The sequence below is a fragment of the Steroidobacteraceae bacterium genome (assembly GCA_041395505.1).
Classification (GTDB): Bacteria; Pseudomonadota; Gammaproteobacteria; order Steroidobacterales; family Steroidobacteraceae; genus JAWLAG01.
Map to the genome: position 1 here is coordinate 400,926 of JAWLAG010000001.1, position 17,966 is coordinate 418,891.

The window sequence follows — 17,966 nt, forward strand, 5'->3', positions numbered from 1 at the left end:
GCGGGCCGCTCAGCCTGGTCCGGCGTTGTCGTCCTTGTTCGCGCCATCGTCGCGTTGCGGCTGCGTAGCCTCGGCATCGCCCGGTGCCGGCGCGGCTTCGGCCGGCGGGGCCTCCTGCGCGGGCGTTGCGCTCATCGGCCGGGTGATGACTTCGCCTGCGGGCTCGGGCAGGTAGAGCGGGCCTTTCTGGCCACAGCCGGCCAGCGCAACCACGAGTACGATCGCAGCGCGTTCAGGACGCATACATCGGGCGCGCGTCGCGCAATGCGAGCCAGCCACGCAAAACCCGATAGATGACCCAAAGGCCGATGACTGCGAGGCCGATGAAGAACGTGACAAAGCCGATCAGCACGAACGCCAGCACGAAATTGACGATGCCGTTCAGTACCGACCACAGCAGCGCGAACCAGAAGGTGCGTATCTGCCAGCGAAAATGCGACTCGAGGAAGGTGCCACTCACCGCCGCGCGGCGCGCATAGTTCATGATGACGGCAATGATCGAGGGCAATCCCACCAGGAAGCTGCCGATCACCGTTGCGGAGGTGGTGATGCCAATCACGACGCCGAGCGCATGCAGGGCGTAGATGATGTGGGTGTAGCTGACCAGGGAGGGATCGAGTGCCGGTGTCGCCGGCGTCGTGTCATCGGCGGTACTCATGCCCGCACTATACGCTAACGGTCGACGATCGCCATGGTAACGCGCGATATGCAGCTGAGTCGGCCCTCTGCATCCGCGATCTGCACGTGCCAGACGTGGCTGCTGCGTCCGAGATGCCAGGGCCGCGCCGTGGCGGTGACGATACCGCGGTCTACCTTGCGCAGGTGATTGGCGTTGATCTCCTGCCCGAAGCAGACCTTGAGCGATGAGTCGACGGCGAGCTGCGCGCCCACGCTTGCGATGGTTTCGGCGAGTACCACCGACGCGCCGCCGTGCAGCACACCGTAAGGCTGGGTATTTTCGCGGCGCACGGGCATGGTCGCGACAAGGTAATCATCGCCCACTTCCGTGAAGCGGATACCCATGATGCCGGCCAGTCGCCCCTCGTTGAGCGCCGTGAGTTCGGCGGGGGTCAGCGTCTGTTGCCAGATGGCCATGCGAGTTACTTCGCTTTGCCCGTCTGGCCTGCCGCAACACGGCGATAGGCCTCGCGAAACGGTATGCCCTCATCGAGGACCAGCCGATAGGCCTCGGCCGCGGCATGAATACCCGGATCGAGGTGAATGTTCTGCGCCTGAAAGCGGATCGATTCGATCGCTGCGGGCAGCACATCGAGCGTGGCGCGTGCGAGATCGATACCACGAAACAGCGGTCGCTTCAGCAGCTGCAGATCGCGCTGATAGCCGGAGGAAAGTTTGCCGATGATGCCGAGCACCTCGACCAGGCAGGCCTGCGCGACCGCGGTGTTGCCGCGAATCAGTTCGAACAGATCCGGGTTGCGCTTCTGCGGCATGATCGATGAGCCGGTGGTGAACGCATCGCCCAAGGTAATGAACGCGAACTCCTGCGTGTAGAAGAGCAGCACATCCTGCGCGAGGCGACCGAGATCGGTCATGAGCAGGCTTGCTTCGAACAACAGCTGCGCCTCGGCCTTGCCGCGCGAGAGTTGTACGGCCGTCACCGGCTCGTGCACCGTTGTGAATCCAAGGGCCGCGCGCGTGGCCTCGCGATCGATCGGCAGACCGGCCGCGCCATAGCCCGCGGCGGAGCCGAGCGGGCTGCGCTCGATGCGGCGCAGCACCGCTTCGATCCCGGCGGCGTCATCGTCGAGTTCACTCGCAAAGCCACCGCTCCACAGCGCGACGCTGCTCGGCATGGCCTGCTGCATATGCGTGTAGCCCGGCAGCACGATGTCGCCCTGGCGCGCCGCGAGCGCGCGCAAGGCAGCGCTCAGCGCCCGGGTTTCTCCGGCGAGCGCGGCGACTTCCTCGCGCATGTACAGGCGCAGGGCCGTGAGCACCTGGTCATTGCGCGAACGGCCGAGATGCACCCGCGCCCCGGCAGCACCGATGCGTGCGGTCAACCGCCGCTCGAGCGCCGTGTGGCAGTCCTCATCCTCGATGCCGATCTGCCACTCGCCGCGCTGGTGCGCCGCACCGATCTCGGCAAGGGCGCTGCAGATGGCTTCGCAATCGTCGGCGCTGACGAGATCTGCGCCGGCCAGCATGCGCGCGTGCGCAATCGATGCGCGCACATCGTGCGCAACCAGCCGCGCATCGAGCAGATGATCCTCGCCGGCCGTGTAGGCGAGCACCCTGGCGTCGAGCGGCTTGCCCTTGTCCCAAAGGCGTGTCATGGCATCACTGACCCGGCTGCGCTTCCGCCGCGGACAGACCCTTGACGTCGGCGACGATCATCGTACCCGTGCCCTCATTGGTGAACACTTCCGACAGTATGCCCTCGGGTGATTTGTAGGCGATCACATGTACGCGCTTGACGCCGCCATTGATCGCGCTCTCGATCGCCCGTGCCTTCGGCAGCATGCCGTCGGCGATGTTGCCGTCATCGCGCAGCTTCGCCAGCCCGGCCACGTCGATGTAGGAGATGACACTCGAGGGGTCGCTCAGGCGCTCGAGGATGCCTGGCGCGCCGGTGCACAGGATGAGTTTCTCGGCGCCGAGCGCGCTGCCGATGGCCGCCGCAACCGTGTCGGCATTGATGTTGAGGAGTTGTCCCTTGTCATCGGCGGACAACGGGCTCACGACCGGCATCAGGCCGTTGTCGAGGAGTTTTCTGAGTACATCGACATCGACGCGGTCGATATCACCGACCAGACCGTAGTCCACGAGCTTGTCACCGAGCGATCGCACGCGCACCGGCGGACGTCGATGCGCACGCACGAGGCCGGCGCTTACCCCGCTCACCGCCACCGCGTCGATTTCGAGCTCGCGGCAGATCGCGAGTACGCGGGTGCTGATCAGCCCGTTCAGCACCATGGCCGTCACGTCGATCGACGCCTGGTCGGTGACCCGCCGGCCTTCGATCATTTCGCTCGCGATGCCGAGCTTGTTGCCGATCTCGGTCGTTTGCGGTCCGCCGCCGTGTACGAATATGACGCGCACGCCGAAGTAATGCAGGATAGCGATCTGCTCGATGAGCGCGCGAGTCGTTGCGATGTCGGCGAATGCGCCACCGCCCGCCTTGATCACGAACGTCCTGCCTTTGTACAGGCGTATGTACGGTGCGGCACTGCGCAGCGAGCGAATTGCCAATGCCTGATCGTTTCGATGCATGATCATGGTCGCGCCAACTCCAGAGCGGTCAAGGACTGTGACTGAGCAGCCGGTGCAGCACAGCCATCTGCGCCGGCAGGCGATTGTAGGCCTCGCGCAGCACCACGCTGCGCGCACTATCGAGCACCGCATCGGCGACCGCAACATTGCGTCTGACCGGCAGGCAGTGCATCAATTTGCAGTCGCGGGCGGCGGTCGCGAACCAGGACTCATCGACACACCAGTCGAGGAGTTCGCCGCGCAATGCCTTTTCCTGTTCGATGTTCCCGTATACCGACGGTGCGCCCCATTCCTTGGCGTAGAGCACCTGGGCGCCACGCATGGCGCTCGCGCGATCGTCGGTCTCGCTCACCGAACCACCGCTTGCACGCGCGGCCGCCGACGCGGCGTCCATCAGCGCGCGCGGCAACTCGTAGCCAGCGGGGCGCAGCACGACGACGTCCATGCCGCGCATGGCAGCCATGTGCAGCGTCGATGCGGGCACGGCCAGCGGCAGCGCGCGCGGGTGATAGACCCAGCTCAGGACGAAGCGCGCGTGTGGCGCGATCCGCAGGTCTTCGAGGGTCTTCCAGTCGGCCAGCGACTGGCAGGGGTGGCTGATGGCCGACTCGAGGTTGATGAGCGGCCTGTCGATGAGCTCTGCCATTGCGCGGAACTTCTGGTCCGCGAGGTCGGCCTCGAGATCCTTGCCATCGGCGAAGGAGCGTATGCCAAGCACGTCGCAATACGAAGCAAGCACCGGCAGGCCCTCGCGGATGTGCTCGGCGGCAACCCCATTCATCACGGTACCAAGCCGCGTTTCCAGTTGCCAGCTGCCCTGGCCGGGTGTGATCACGAAAGACGATCCGCCGAGGCGTGCCATTCCTGCCTGCATCGAGGCGAGGGTGCGCAGCGACGGATTCATGAACACGAGTCCGAGAATGCGACCGGCGAGCGCGCGCGGTTCGGGTTTGGCCTCGAGTCGCGTCGCGAGCGCGACGAGATCGAGGATCGCGTCGCGTTCGAACTGGTTCAGGTGCAGGAACTTGAGCATGCGGTTCGCGTCCATCAATAACGAGCCAGTGCTGCGGCGAGCTGCTCGACATGTTCGGCAGCGAGGATATAGGGCGGCAGCAGGCGCAAAACAGCGGGATCGCCGCTCGTGCCCGTGAGTATGCCGTCGCTGAGCAATCCTGCCTGCACCTCCCTGGCGGCCCGGTTGAGCTTCAGGCCAAGCAAAAACCCCTCTCCCTGGAAACCAGTCACCGGACCCGTGAGGCAGCGCTTGCGGATCAGCGCCGATATCCCGCGCACGTTCTCGAGCAGGTTTTCCTTTTCGATGGCATCGATAACGGCAATGATCGCCGCCGCTGCCATCGGCCCGCCACCGAAGGTGGTGCCAAGTGAGTCGAGCTTGACCGCCGCGTCGACTTTCGCGCTCATCAGGAGAGCCGCGCAGGGAAAGCCGTTACCGAGTGCCTTGGCGGTGGTCAGCATGTCGGGCATGACGCCGTAGAGATTGGCGGCGAATGGCGTGCCACAACGACCCATGCCGCACTGCACTTCATCGAAAATCAGCTGCGCGCCGACCGCGTCGCAACGCGCCCGTAGTGCGGCGAGGAATTCGCGCCCCATGTCGAACGCGCCACCGACGCCCTGCACCGGCTCGATGATCACGGCGGCCGTTGCGGCAGTGATGCCGGTGGCAAGTGCCGCGTGGTCGCGTCGCGGCAGGAAGCGCACGTCGAAGGGCGTGCGCGGGAAGCCATACCATTTGTCCGCCGCGCCATGCGTGACGGCGCCCGCGGCTGCGGTGCGCCCGTGAAAGCTCTGCGTGAACGCCACGATTTCGCTTCGCCCGCTCATGCGCAATGCCATCTTCAGTGCATTTTCGTTGGCCTCGGCGCCGGAGTTGACGAGAAACACGCTTGCAAAGGGCAGGCCGGCGAACTGCACCAGTCGATCAGCGGCCTGGCTGCGCACCGACATGGCGACGGCGTTGCTCTGGAAGTTGCAGGCGGCGGCCTGCTCGGCGAGCGAGCGGCTCCAGCGCGGATGCGCATAACCGAGAGCCGCAACCGCATGTCCGCCGTAGAGGTCGAGCACGCGCCGGCCATCCCGCGCATGCAGCCACACGCCCTCGGCATGCGTGACCTCGATCGGGTATTGCGCGAATACCTTCGCGAGATGATCGTGCGTCGCGGCAGGTGCTGTGGCGTTGCTGTTCATGGCCTTCAGGTCCACCCTGGTGCTGGCGCCGCGAGGCCGCTGCGCTCCTCGAAGCCGAGCATGCGGTTCATCCACTGCACGGCGCCGCCCGCCGCGCCTTTGGTCAGGTTGTCGATCGCGCAGGTCACCGCTACGGTACCGCTGGTCGCGGTTGCCGAAAGCTGCGCATAGTTGCTCGCAACGACATTCTTCAGGCGCGGCGCAGTCTCCGTTACCCGCACAAACGGCGAGCGCGCGTAGTAGTCGCGCAGTTGCTCGAGGACATCGGCGTCATCGCCGCGCAGTCGCGCCTGCACGGTGACATGGATGCCGCGCGCAAAAGGACCCGAATGCGGCACGAAGGCGAATTGCGCTGCGACACCACTCGCCGCGAGTGCGCAGGCTGCGACTTCCGGCGCATGGCGGTGGCCGAGCGCGTTGTAGCTGTAGAGGTCGCCGTGACGCAGTGGATGATGCGTGCCTTCGGTTGGCTTGCGTCCCGAGCCCGTACTGCCGGTGATGCCGGCGACGAACAACTGCGGCTCGATGAGATTGCGGGCAAGCAGGGGCACGCTCGCAAGCAGGATGGCGGTTGCGAAGCAGCCGGGATGACCAACGTGCGACGTGACAAGTCGCGGCAGATGCTCGGGCACGGCACAGGTGAATTGCCCGAGGCGTGCCGGTGCGCCGTGCGGATGTTTGTAGACGGCTTCGTAGGCACCGGGATCCGCGTAGCGAAAGTCGGCAGAGATGTCGACCACGCGCAGCGCGCAACCGCCGCCTTCGGCGGCGCCTAGCAGGCGGTCAATGAGCGCTGCCGATACGCCATGTGGCGCTGCGCCGAACATCGCAGCTGCGGGCAGTCGCGTGAGCAACGCCGCAATGTCTGCCTCGCTCGAGAAGCGCAGATCCGCAAGCACCGGCGCGAGATGCGGGAAGGCGCCTGCGACCGGCTCGCCCGGCTGGCTGTCTGACATCACCGCCGCGATGCGAAGCCGCGGGTGTCCGCACAGCAGCCGCAGCAGTTCACCGGCGACATAGCCGGTACCGCCGAGCACGATGGCCGGAACCGTTGCCGCCCTGTCGGTCAATGTGTTCAAGCGACCGCCGCCACGGGAAAGCGCTCGGCGAGTCCAACTGTCGCGATGACGTGATCGCCAAGGTCCGCGCCGTTGGTGATGGCATTGATCGCACGCACCCGGGTCTGCTCTTCGATGATTTCGACACCGACGGCGTTGTCGGTCGCAGGTCCCGTCACCGCGCAGGGTTCGATCTCGAAGCGTTCGCGCAACAGTTTGACACCGCCCCAGGCGGCGACCGGGTCGTTGGCCGACAGCACCACGGCCGTGAGCGAATTGCGTATGTCCGGGCAGTCGAGTATGGAGTCGACGCCGTAGGTGCCGAGGATGCCGTCACCGAGTTCGAACACGATGACATCGGGTTTGCCGCTGGCAAGTTCAGAGAGCATGGTGCGGGTGAGCGCCGGACCGTTCGCTCGTGTGGTCGTCACGATGCCGAGGTCGGTGAAGATCATGCTGTTGCGCGCGCCGGCATCCTCCATGGCAAGGATATCGCGGCGCAACGATACGCCGGTTGCCTTGAACGCATCGATGGTGAGTGAGCGATGGCGCATGCGGCTTACCATCGCGCAGGCGGCTGCGGTCTTGCCCGCTTCCATGCAGGTGCCGGCCAGCGCCACGACGGGTACACCGCCGGTGTCAAGCGTCGCGGCTGCGTCGAGCTGGCGATAGCCGACGCGCGCCGGCACGCCGATGCGCTCGCCGAGATATGGAAACTGCAGCACCACGCCGAGAACGCGGCAGTCGAAGGGCCGTCCTTTCTCGGGGTTGATCGAATCGCAGACACCGAGGACACCGCCGATGTTGAGCATCTGCAGCACATCGCCCGGCTTGACGCTCTTCGGGATGTGTCCCGAATAGCCAAACAAGGCACGTCGATGACCGAGTGCGCCCGCGACGACATCACCTTTGCCGAGCTTCGCCATGCGACCGCTGGTCAGTTCGAGCGTGTTGTAATTGGCCTTGTTGGTGAGTACCTCGACAACGATGACCACGCCTTCCTCGGCGGGAATTTCGTCAGCAATACGCAATTCGTGCCCTAGTCCACAGGACTGGGTGACCGAAGCAACCTTGTCGACAACGACGGTACGCATGTGTGACTCTCCAGGGGGTGACGATCAGCCGCCGGACTTGTGCCCGGCACGGTGATGAAACATGCCGGGGAGCGAGACGATCTTGGAAAAACCAAGCGCATCCTGCGCGCTCCACTCGCCGGCAGCTTCGCCGTAGACGCCGCGCGATGCCGCCATCAGCGAATAGGGCGATTCCACGCCGGCAATGAAGGCGCTTCCGGCCTGAAAGCGCACGCGCACGGTACCGGTGACACGGGCCTGCGATGAGAGGAAAGCCGCCTCGATGTCGCGGCAGACCGGATCGAGCAACTGGCCTTCGTGTACCCAGTCGCCGTAGGAGAGGGCGAGCACTTCCTTGATGCGCTGCTGACGACCCGTCAGGACGAGCTTCTCGAGTTCGCGATGCGCGACGATCAGGGTCTCGGCGGCAGGCGCTTCGAAGGCGACGCGGCCCTTGGTTCCGATGATGGTGTCGCCAAGGTGGACGCCGCGGCCGATGCCGTAACGCGCGCCGACCTCCTCGACGGCTTCGATCAGGGTCACGGGATCGAGCGCCTTGCCGTCGAGCGCACAGGGAATGCCGGCGTTGAAACCGATGCGATGCTCGACCGGCGCGACCGGTCGCTCGAAAGCACTGCGACTCAACACCCAGGCGGATTCGGGAATGCACTCGCTCGAGCCGAGTGTCTCCTTGCCGCCGATGGTCACGCCCCACAAACCGCGGTTGATGGAATAGGCGGCGCCATGCGGCGGAACCGGGAGTTTTCGTGACTGCAGGAATTCGAGTTCGTCCTGGCGCTTGAAGGCGTGATCGCGCACGGGCGCGAGCACGGTCAGGTCGCTCGCCAGCGTGCGCAGCGCGACTTCGAAGCGTACCTGGTCGTTGCCCGCTGCCGTGCAGCCGTGCGCGATGGTGTTGGTGCCAAGTCGGCGTGCCGCCTGCGCGATGGTTTGCGCCTGCATCACGCGCTCGGCACCGACGCACAGCGGGTAGAGCTGGCCGCGGCGCACGTTGCCCATGATCAGGAACTTAAGCACCTGCTCGAAATATGCGCTGCGCGCATCGATCCGTTCATAGCTGCTCGCGCCGAGCGCGAGCGCGCGCCGCTCGAGCATCGCCGCCGCTTCGGCGTCGATGCCGCCGGTGTCCACGGTCACGGCGACGATGGGCCGCTGGTGCTGCTCGGCGAGCCAGGGAATGAGAAACGATGTGTCGAGGCCGCCCGAGTAGGCGAGCACGATGGGTTGGGTCATGGTCAGATCCGGAACTGTTCGCGCAGTCTCTCGAGCAGGCTGTGCTGCGCACGATGGTTGGGAGTGGCGATGAAGATGGTGTCGTCGCCCGAGAGCGTGCCGACCACTTCGGGCCAGGCGGCGCGGTCGATGGCAACCGCGACGCTCTGCGCGGCGCCCACGGTGGTGCGCAGCACGGTCAGCGTGGGGCCGGCGGGCTGCGCCGCGCGCACAAATTGGCGCAGGCTTCCGAAACTTTCGCGGACCGGCGCCACCGTAGTGCCGGGCGCGACATAGCGGCCACGTACCTTGATGACGCCGAGGTCGCGCAGATCGCGGCTGACCGAGGACTGCGTCGCGGCGAAACCCTCGGCCTCGAGCAGCGCGACCAGCTGTTCCTGGCGCCGTACCGCATGGCGCGCGAGGATGGCGAGCAGGGCATCGCGTCGAGCTGACTGTTGCTGGTCCGTAGGCATTGCGCAATCCGCGTATGCATAAATATTCTCAAAGTCTGCATATTTATGCAGGCGCTGTCAAGCGCTGCCGCGGCTATTTTTCGATGGTGTAGACCAGTTCCGCGCTGCGCTCTTCGCCTGCCTCGCTGCGCAGTGTCCACCGGTCGCCGAGCGTGTAGCGCATCTTGATCGTGTTGAGCGCCTGGGTGAGGCTGATGCCATAGCTCACGTAGAGGCGCGGCGAGAGGTACTTCCCGAGCACCAGCGCAGTTTCGTTGGCAAGATTCTGCTCGATGGCGACGTCCTCGATGCCGAGCTTGCTGCCAAACTGCTGCGCAATGATGGCGCCGCCCTGGGCCAGCAGCTGGCTGCGCGTCGCGTTGGCGCTGGTGGAATCCTGCGCCGACTCGATCGAACCGCCGGCAAGGAGCAGGGATACGACCTGCGATTGCGGCAGTGATGGCTCGGAGAAAAACGTCATGCGCGGCTGGGCGAGGCGGCCGCGCACATTGACGCCGGCGACGGCATCGGGAAAGCGCTTCACGGCGCGAATCTCCACGCCCGGATCGGCAAGCAGGCCACCGGTGAACAGCAGGCGGCCGCGCTCGATGTCGAGCCTGCGGCCCAGCGCGACATACTTGCCTTCGATGACACTCAATTCGCCGTTGGCGCGTGTCACGCCATCGCTCTGGCTTCGCAAATCGATGCTGCCGGTGATACGTCCTGACAGGCCGTAGGTATCGACACTCACGTCGTCGCCGAGCTTGAGCCGGATGGCTGTCGCAACGGCGATGCCATCGTCGGCACTGGTTTTGGATTCGCTGACGATACGCTCATCGCTCGAGGGCAATACCGCGCCGGTAAGATCGGCTGGCGCAATGCGCGCCCGCGGCACCAGTACCTCGCCCTTGACATCGATGCTGCGTCCATCGACCGCGAAGTCGAGATTCGGCGAGGCGATGATGCGCGCCTCGGGTACATCGACCAGCAGCAGGTCATTGCCGCGCAGTTGCAGATTGCCTTTCGGGATGCCGCCGCTCCAGAGCAGATCGCCGCTGGTCTCGAGGCTGCCATCGCCCGCCTTGAGTTTGCCGCTGAAGCTGAGCCGGTTGTCGATCAGCCGCGCCTCGAGCGCGGCATCGTGCAGCGACAGGTTGATCTGGTAGAGATCGATGGCGCCGTTGGCGAGCTTCAACACGCCATTGACGGACGGCGCGCCGAGCGTGCCGCCGACCACGAGTTCGGCATCGAGCTGACCACGCACACGATCGACCTCGGGCACGTAGGCGCTCACGAAACCGAGCTCGCGGGTGCGCAGGATGAGATCGCCGCGCAATGGCCATCCTGATAGCTGCGAACCCTGACGGGCGGCAGTAAAGCTGCCGTTGATTTCACCGACCTGCTCGGCATCCAGATCGACCTTGCCATGCAGTCCGTCGGCGTCGAGGTCGATGTCGAGCTCACCCGATCCGAGAGTCGTCGTGTCAACGCGACCGTTGGCGCGGCGGTGCATCAGCTTTGCGCCATTCAGTTCGCTGCGCAGGGTGCCGCGCGCCAGCGCGCCACTTGCGCCAAAGCCGCGGGCAACGACGTTGACGGTGCCGTCGTAGCTCACCCGCTTGCGCTGCCCGGCCGTCAACGCGCTCATCGGCAGGTCGCGTGCGCTGACCTCGGCACTCCAGCCGTCCGGGCGCGACTCGGCCGTGACGCATAGCCTCGCCGACTCGCCTTTGAGGCACAGGCCGTCGAGACTCTTGCGCTCGGGTGCGATCAACCACTCGCCCGGGCCATCCTGCACCAGGTGCAGATCCTCGTCGTTGTCGATGCTGAATGCCGACACCGTCCCGCTCCAGCGATCCGATCCGGCCGCAAATCTCCCCTGCGCGAGTGCGAGTGCGTGCGCATTGGTGGCGCGCGCGGCGAGTTCGATGCGATGCGCGTCGGCCGGCCCCGAGACCGTGATGGCCAGGCGCTCGATGACACGGTCGCGAAAGGCGAGGTTGGTCACGTCGATGTCTGCGGACTGGTTCGCGCCGCTTCGTGAATCGATAGCGACCGTAGCGGTGAACTTGTCGACAGCGATACCTTCATGGCGAATGCCGTTGCCGCTCGCAGCGAAATTCCATACGAGCGCCTGAGGATTGCCATCGATGGTGCCGTTCGCCTTGAGATGGCCGCGACTACCGTCGGCAAGCAGCGCGAGATCCTCGGTTTCGAGACCAAAGCGCAGCTTGCCATGGGCGCCGAGACTGCCATCGAGTTCGACGCGCGTCGAACCTGCCGCCATCCGGACCTTCTCGAAGCTCCAGACGTCGCGCTGGCGCAGCAGACGGCCGCCGCCGCTCAGGCGTTTGCCGCGCAGCGTACCGCCCAGCTCGCCGATACGCAGATCGAGGTTGCTGTCGCCGCCGAGCGCATCGCCGCTGACCGCATAGTTGAAACTGGCCGATCCCGTGAGCGCCTGGCGGAGGCTGGCCGGATTGATTCCTTCGGCGCGGCCCTGCAGTTGCCAGCGCTCAGGTGCATCCCAGACAAGTTCACCGCGCAGGCTCGCTTTGCCATCGAGCACAGCGAGTGTTCCCGACCGGATGCGCAGCTCGCCGCGATCGAGTTCGCCGCTCATTTCGAAAGGCGAGCTCGCTGCCAGGTCGCTCTCCAGTTCGCCGTTCGATTGCAGTGCATACGGCCAGATGCCGTGCAGCGAAAACTGTCCTGCCCGGCTCGCGAATCCCCGCTCCTCGGTGAGTGGCAACGGCCACCGAAAGTCACTCCAGGCGCCAGTGAGGTCGAGCCGCGGGCCATTGCTTTCGATGCCAATCGTGCCGCTCGCTTCCGCGTAGGCGCGCGAACCCTGGTGCCGCACCGTGATGCGCTCGGCATTCACCACACCCGCCGCGTAGTTGCCGTTGAAGGTTACGCTGAAAGGTCCCGCATCGAGTCCGTGTGGAGTGAGCGGGCCGGCAGCGCGTATGCCATCGGCATCACCGTCGAGTTGCAATTCGCCGGTCACGACGCCGAGCGGGCCGGCGATCTGCCATGGTGTGAGCGAGAAATCGTGCACCAGCGCGCGCCCGTCCCAGTGCCAACCCTGCGTGAGGTCGTGGGCCGCGCCATGGAAGGTGCTGCGAAATGGTTCGGCGAGCGTGGCATCGATGTCGATTCGGTCGAGATTGCCGCCAATGCTTGCGTTGCTGACCCAGTCAGGCTGGCCGTCGAGATGGAACAGGATGCGCAGATCCCCTGCGAGCTCGAGCGGCTGCGCCGCGTGCAGCTCACCCACGGCCGTGACGTGGGCGTTCTGGTAGTCCATTGCCGCGTCATGAATGCGAATGTCGCGATGGCGCACGGCCCCGGCCGCACTCAATCCGGATACGTCGTAGCTGCGCCCGGTGGTGGTGGTCAGGCGTGCTGCGCCGACCCTGGCCCCATTGACGTCAATGCGCAGAAACGGGGGCAGGAAACGCGGTGTCCAGTCGCTTGGCGGGGAGCTGCGCGGGTATACATCGATTCCGAGTTTGCCGATGCTCGCATCGTCCACCGACAGCGTCTGCAGCCAGATGGGCAGGAAGCGCAGGCGGCCCTCGAGGTTCCTCGCATCGATTCGCACCCGCTCGTGCAGCAACAGGAAATGTTCGATCCGGACGCCGTCGCGCAGCGTGCCGCTTGCGTTTTCGATCGTGACTTCGGCGCGCCCCATCCTGTGCGGCAGGCGAGCGACGATGAAACGCAGTCCGCTCTCGGTACTGTACAGGTACCACACGGCCGCAACCGGCAATGCCACGATCGCCAGAATCGAGATGCCAATGGCAACCAGGATGGCGCGGCGCATCAGAGTTTTGGCGAGAAGTTCAGATGGAAACGCGGGCCGCCGCGGACTTCTCGCGTCGGATCGTTCGGGTCGGGCCGCGTTGACAGTGGCTGCGCAATGTCGATTCCGATGGTGACGACCGGCAATCGCCAGCGTATACCGACGCCCGCCGAATAGGCGAGGGGGTCGCCAAACTTGTTGAAGGCATTGCCAAAGTCGAAGAAGGTCGCGAAGCCGAGGTTGCGCGGCAGGTCGCGGATGACTTCGACGCTGCCCGTGAGCAGGTGCCGTCCGCCGACTTTCTCGCCGAGTTCGTTCACCGGCGACAGATCGTTGAAGCCGAATCCGCGGACGCTGCGGTCGCCGCCTGCGAAGAAGCGCTCCGTGCCAGGCAGTTCGCTGAATCCCGCAACTGCCGTCGCGCCGACTTCGCCACGCAGCAGCAGATGCCAACGCCGCGACAGGTCGAAAACACGTTCGGCCTGCACATGCACCTGCAGGAAGTCCGCGTCCGATCCGAAGGCGCTATGCGATCCGCGAAGTTCCGCGTAAAGCTCGCGCGAGAACAGCGCCTCGCCGAGATAGCCGCGCGGCAGCAGGCCAAAGCTGATGCCGGGAATCAACAGGTCGTCCGTTGCGCTGACGCCCAGCGATTCGGTCGTCGTGCGCTTCAGCGCCGCGAACAGCACCCGTTGCCAGCGGCCGCGCACGTGGGTGATGCTGGGCGTGAATGCGACTTCGCGTGTGATCAGGCTGCCGAGTTCCTGCCGCGCTGCCTCGAGGTCGAATCCGATCTTCTCGAGCGCCGGATCGCCGATCGGAATCGCATAGCGCGCATCGATCGACTGCGACACGGAGGCCGCCTTGATGTCGGCCGCCAGCCGATGGCCTTCGCGATTGACGCGACGATTCTCCCAGGTGAAACGGCCGCGGCCGCGCGTATCACTGCCATAGCCAACACCGTATGAGAAGCGATTGCGCCGGTTCGGCTTGGTGCGGATATCGACCGGCACGGCGAGTGTTTCGCTGTCGCGTTCGGCCGGCAGCACTTCGACCTCGGAGAAATACTCGCTGTCATCGAGCGCGAACTGGGTGCGCAGCAATTGCGTTGCATCGTAGGGCTCGCCAGCCGAGAACCGCACGAAGCGGCGCATGAGCTCATCGGCAATGCTGCCCTGTTCGATGCGCGTCTCGCCAAAGTGATAGCGCTGTCCGGTCTCGAAGGCGAGGATGATTCGCGCGCTGAGCCGCGGCGGATCGACCAACAGTTCGGAGCGCAGCATGCGCGCATCGAGATAGCCGTAGGTCGCGGCGGCGCGCTGCAGGTCGCCTTTGACCTGCTCGTAGAGCGCGTGTTGCAGTCGATCCCCACGGCGGATGGGTGCCGCGACGACGATACTCTGGAAAATCGGGTCGTTGCTGCCCGCGCCGCTGACCGTCAGCGAGAATTCATCGACGCGCACCGGCTCGCCGGGCTGCACGAGGATGCGCGCGCGCCAATCGCCGTTCCCGGCGGGCTGCACGGTCGACGTCACACGCGGTGCGTAATAGCCGAAGGGCCGCAACGCGCTCGCGACTTCGCCCTCGATTCGATCGTGCAGGCTCTCGATCAGGTTCTCGGTGAGGTCATCACGCTGCCGATAGCGCTCGAGGCTGAGGAACACCATGATGTTCTCGCGCTGCTCGGCGGTCACGCCCTCGATGCCGATGTCGACGTCGGCGAATGCGGGCAGCCCGGGCAGGCCGAGCGCCAGGAGTACGGCGCCCAGTCTTCGCAACAGACCTGGGATATGACGAGGTAGCAAACGCTGCATGCCGCGCTCGGAAAACGGATGGGTTCTATTCTATCTACTTAAGAGCACGCTGCGCGGTCGCGGGTTCCATCGCCGTCCGCGCAGGTCCACCGACCGTCGTTCAGCTGGTATTCACAGTCGAGAAGGCGATGGCCGGATGCATCGAAACTGCGCTCGACGACGCGCGCGGCATTGCTGTCGCGGTAGGTCACGAGCGTGGAGCTGCGGGTGCCATAACGCGGATGAGTGACGAAAACGGCATTCAGCTCGCGGGCGAGGCCTGGGTCTATCCCCGCGGGCAGATCGGTGGCGGGGCCCGGGCTGTGCCGGTCGGCGAGAATCTCGAACACAGCCCCCGCCTTCGGTTCGCCGTTTCGCAAGAGCATCCCAAGGGCCGAGCGCGAACGCTCCACCTTGGGCCAGGGCGTGTCGAGCAGATGGTTGCTCAGGCCATAAACGCCTGGCTGCAATTGCACCGCGAAGGGCTCGCGGCGATTGCTGGCGTAGTAGAGCGACGCGCCGTCACCTACCAGCAGGTTGAATCCGGCATATCCGGGTGCGTCGTCCTCGAGTGTCGCCAGAAAATCGGCAGCGCCGAGATTGCCGTCGAGAAACTGTGCCGCGATGGCACCGCGGGTCGGTGCCGTCGGCCGCGGCGGCGCAAGCTCGCGAAAATTGGTCAGTGCCGCGAAACGCCCCGCGCTATCGACTGCGAGCCAGGTGCCGCCCGCGCGCAGATCGCGCCCGGCAAGACGGTTGGCATTGCCTGGCCAGGGTGCGAGCGCAGCCGTCGGTCGGTCGTGATACTCGTCGCGGTTGGCGGCGATGACCAGCGGCCACTTCGCGTGACATCGCCAGGCGAGTACCAGAAGGCACATGAAAAACCTGGCTCAGTTCGCGCCGCGGCGCGCACCGCGCACCAACCGACGCACCAGCTTGAAGACGAGCCACAACAGGGCGACGGCAAGCGCGAGCGCAACGAGTGGCATGACGATGGCAAGTACCGACAGCACAAGCGCGCCGCCCAGTTCACCGCTCGCGACCACCGAGTTGCCAAGCCCGCCGGTCGTGAGCGTGGATTTTGCGCGCAGTAGCGAACTCGCGCCCTGGGTCAGGCCGGCAACGCCGCCGCCGGCAATGACCGCCGTCGTCCACTTGATCAGCGGCGGCAAGTCGGTCATGACGGCCGCCGCGGCGACGGTACCGGCAAGCAGTGCCACTGGAGTCGCGAGCGCATCGAGAGCATTGTCGAGTCCGGGAATGTAATAGGCGGCGACCTCGACGATCGTGGCGATCGCGAGCATGGCGAGCGCCGGCATGGTGCCGAGCCATGCGAATCCGTCGCTCAAGCTGACATGGCCGCTGTACGCCGCGATCGATAGTGCGAGCAGCGGCAGGAATACGCGCAGACCCACGGCCGCAGCCAGCGCGATTCCGAGCGCGACCGAATAGAGCACCTGCAGTTCGCTCATTGCGTCCCGCGCCAATGCGAGGCGCGCTGCTGGTTCGCAAGTGGAATGTCCGAACCGGCATTGAACCAGGATTCGATAAGGCGATAGGAGATCGAGACACTGGGCGGCATGATCGGCTGACCATTGGCGATGTCGGCGCGTGAGAACCAGCGCACGTCCTCGAGTTCGTCACTGCCGCGCGGCATGCTGCCCGGCCTTGCCGTTGCATGAAATCCAAGCATCAGCGAGGACGGAAACGGCCACGGTTGGGATGAGTGATAGTGCACCGCATCGACCTCGACGCCGGATTCCTCATAGACCTCGCGCGCCACGGCATCCTCCAGGCTCTCCCCCGGTTCGACGAATCCGGCAATGGTCGAATAGCGGCCCCGCGGCCAACTCGCCTGCCTGCCAAGCAGTGCGCGATCGCCATCGCTCACCAGGACGATGATGGCGGGATCGATGCGTGGAAAGGCTTCGCGGCGGCAGTCGGGGTTGCTGCAAACCAGCACGTGGCCTGCGCGGCTCGCCGTCGTTGGCGCGGCGCAGGCCGAACAGTGGCGATGTGACTGCCGCCAGATCTGCAGCGCCCGCGCGTAGGCAAGCAGGCCCGCTTCGTCCGATTCGATGCGTGGCGCCAACGGGCGCAGCTCGGCGAACTGGGTGCCAGGAGGCGGCATGAAGTGCGCGACATCGCTCAGGTCGAGCAGCACGCAGCGCGCGCCGCGAAACCATCCGAGCAACGTTGCCCTGTCCGCGCCAACGCCTGCGGCCCCGAGTTCTTCACGGCTGCAAAGTGCTGCGGCCGGCAGATCGCCGGCACGCACCAGGAGCATGGTGCCGCTCGCGGCTATATATAAGGTGTCGGCGTCTTCGTGCGCCTGCGCCAGCCAGTCGCCGGATTCACGCTCGGCGGCGCGGCGATCGAGATAAGGGCCGGCGAAGTAGTTGTTGGGCGGTGGCTTTTGCATGCTGGACTCGGCGCGTGTCGCTGAGTGTAGCAGCGCCGGCTGGTGCCGGCTTCAGTGCGACGCTGGCGCACAGCGAGCAGTTGTGCCTGTGCAGGCTGAATCCGTCGCTGATGCCGGCAGCGCCGCAATTGCGACATCGCGCGAGCTGCAATTCTTCCCCGCGGCTCAGCACGTTGACCAGGAAAACCGCATGCTCGAAACCGATGGCCGGTTGCGGCGCCAGTGCCAGGTAGAACTCGTAGGCGCGCACGAGCAGGTCGCCGCGCACGGCTCCCGGTGGCGCTGCCTTCGTGAGCGAGTGGGTGGCGGGGATGAGGCCGAGCAACGCGCAAATGCTGCCGAGCACGGCGGCCTCCTGGCGCAGCTGCGGCGAGCGCAGGAAGTAGTTGACCTGCTGCGGTGATTTGCCACGGTGTCGCCGGATCTTGTGCCTCTGTTCCTCGCGCACATAAGCGCGGTAGAGCTTGCGGATGCGATCGTCGGTGAGCCCGGTCCAGAGGCGAATGGTCTGGGTGCGCGCCTCGTGGCGGATGAAGCGTAGCGCCAGGTCGAAACGCTGGCGGTCGCGGCTGTAGCGGTCATCGGTGATACGCATGCGGATACCTTTTCAATTTGGTATAAATATCCCAAATTTGAACCGGCTATCCAAGTGCTGTCGAGGCAGGATATGTAACGCAAACGACAA

At 65.5% G+C, this 17,966-nt stretch carries 17 protein-coding genes; all 17 read right to left on the minus strand.

Features of this window, described 5'->3' with window-relative positions; all coding sequences use genetic code 11:
• Positions 1–9: 9 nt before the first annotated feature.
• The gene (locus tag R3E77_01865; GenBank protein ID MEZ5498155.1) at positions 10–243 is read right to left on the minus strand and encodes a lipoprotein; all 234 of its coding nucleotides are present in this window, start codon (positions 241–243) and stop codon (positions 10–12) included.
• Entirely contained in the window at positions 233–658 is a 426-nt protein-coding gene (locus R3E77_01870) for a hypothetical protein (GenBank protein ID MEZ5498156.1), read from the minus strand. The genes R3E77_01865 and R3E77_01870 overlap by 11 nt, the downstream gene beginning before the upstream one ends.
• 14 nt (positions 659–672) lie before the next feature.
• Positions 673–1,095, minus strand: a complete 423-nt coding sequence (locus tag R3E77_01875) for a hotdog fold thioesterase (GenBank protein ID MEZ5498157.1) — start codon at positions 1,093–1,095, stop codon at positions 673–675.
• Positions 1,096–1,100: 5 nt separating this feature from the next.
• Positions 1,101–2,294 carry an argininosuccinate lyase gene (argH, locus tag R3E77_01880; GenBank protein ID MEZ5498158.1) on the minus strand — a complete coding sequence of 398 codons (1,194 nt, stop codon included), beginning with the start codon at positions 2,292–2,294 and terminating at the stop codon, positions 1,101–1,103.
• 4 nt (positions 2,295–2,298) lie between these two features.
• Positions 2,299–3,237, minus strand: coding sequence for an acetylglutamate kinase (gene argB, locus R3E77_01885; protein MEZ5498159.1), 939 nt, complete (start codon positions 3,235–3,237; stop codon positions 2,299–2,301).
• Positions 3,238–3,259: 22 nt separating this feature from the next.
• On the minus strand, positions 3,260–4,279 hold the full coding sequence (locus R3E77_01890; GenBank protein ID MEZ5498160.1) for an N-acetylornithine carbamoyltransferase: 1,020 nt from the start codon (positions 4,277–4,279) through the stop codon (positions 3,260–3,262).
• Positions 4,279–5,439: an aminotransferase class III-fold pyridoxal phosphate-dependent enzyme gene (locus tag R3E77_01895; protein MEZ5498161.1), complete on the minus strand. Its 1,161-nt coding sequence runs from the start codon at positions 5,437–5,439 to the stop codon at positions 4,279–4,281. The genes R3E77_01890 and R3E77_01895 overlap by 1 nt, the downstream gene beginning before the upstream one ends.
• A 5-nt stretch (positions 5,440–5,444) precedes the next feature.
• Positions 5,445–6,518, minus strand: coding sequence for an N-acetyl-gamma-glutamyl-phosphate reductase (argC, locus tag R3E77_01900; protein MEZ5498162.1), 1,074 nt, complete (start codon positions 6,516–6,518; stop codon positions 5,445–5,447).
• Entirely contained in the window at positions 6,515–7,591 is a 1,077-nt protein-coding gene (locus R3E77_01905) for a hypothetical protein (protein MEZ5498163.1), read from the minus strand. The genes argC and R3E77_01905 overlap by 4 nt, the downstream gene beginning before the upstream one ends.
• Positions 7,592–7,615: 24 nt before the next feature.
• Complete coding sequence (gene argG, locus R3E77_01910) at positions 7,616–8,824, minus strand: argininosuccinate synthase (GenBank protein ID MEZ5498164.1); 1,209 nt, start codon at positions 8,822–8,824, stop codon at positions 7,616–7,618.
• A gap of 2 nt (positions 8,825–8,826) precedes the next feature.
• Positions 8,827–9,279 (minus strand): hypothetical protein, encoded by a 453-nt coding sequence (locus R3E77_01915; GenBank protein MEZ5498165.1) that lies wholly within the window; start codon positions 9,277–9,279, stop codon positions 8,827–8,829.
• Positions 9,280–9,352: 73 nt separating this feature from the next.
• Positions 9,353–13,087 (minus strand): translocation/assembly module TamB domain-containing protein, encoded by a 3,735-nt coding sequence (locus R3E77_01920; protein ID MEZ5498166.1) that lies wholly within the window; start codon positions 13,085–13,087, stop codon positions 9,353–9,355.
• Complete coding sequence (locus R3E77_01925) at positions 13,087–14,844, minus strand: BamA/TamA family outer membrane protein (protein MEZ5498167.1); 1,758 nt, start codon at positions 14,842–14,844, stop codon at positions 13,087–13,089. Before R3E77_01925 ends, R3E77_01920 begins: the two co-directional genes overlap by 1 nt.
• Before the next feature lie 74 nt (positions 14,845–14,918).
• A complete protein-coding gene (locus tag R3E77_01930) occupies positions 14,919–15,737 on the minus strand; it encodes an NRDE family protein (GenBank protein MEZ5498168.1) in 819 nt (272 codons plus the stop codon).
• 12 nt (positions 15,738–15,749) lie between these two features.
• Entirely contained in the window at positions 15,750–16,331 is a 582-nt protein-coding gene (locus tag R3E77_01935) for a DUF4126 domain-containing protein (GenBank protein ID MEZ5498169.1), read from the minus strand.
• Positions 16,328–17,281, minus strand: coding sequence for an NAD(+) diphosphatase (nudC, locus tag R3E77_01940; GenBank protein ID MEZ5498170.1), 954 nt, complete (start codon positions 17,279–17,281; stop codon positions 16,328–16,330). The genes R3E77_01935 and nudC overlap by 4 nt, the downstream gene beginning before the upstream one ends.
• Entirely contained in the window at positions 17,214–17,876 is a 663-nt protein-coding gene (locus R3E77_01945) for a FlhC family transcriptional regulator (protein MEZ5498171.1), read from the minus strand. The genes nudC and R3E77_01945 overlap by 68 nt, the downstream gene beginning before the upstream one ends.
• Between the last annotated feature and the right edge of the window lie 90 nt (positions 17,877–17,966).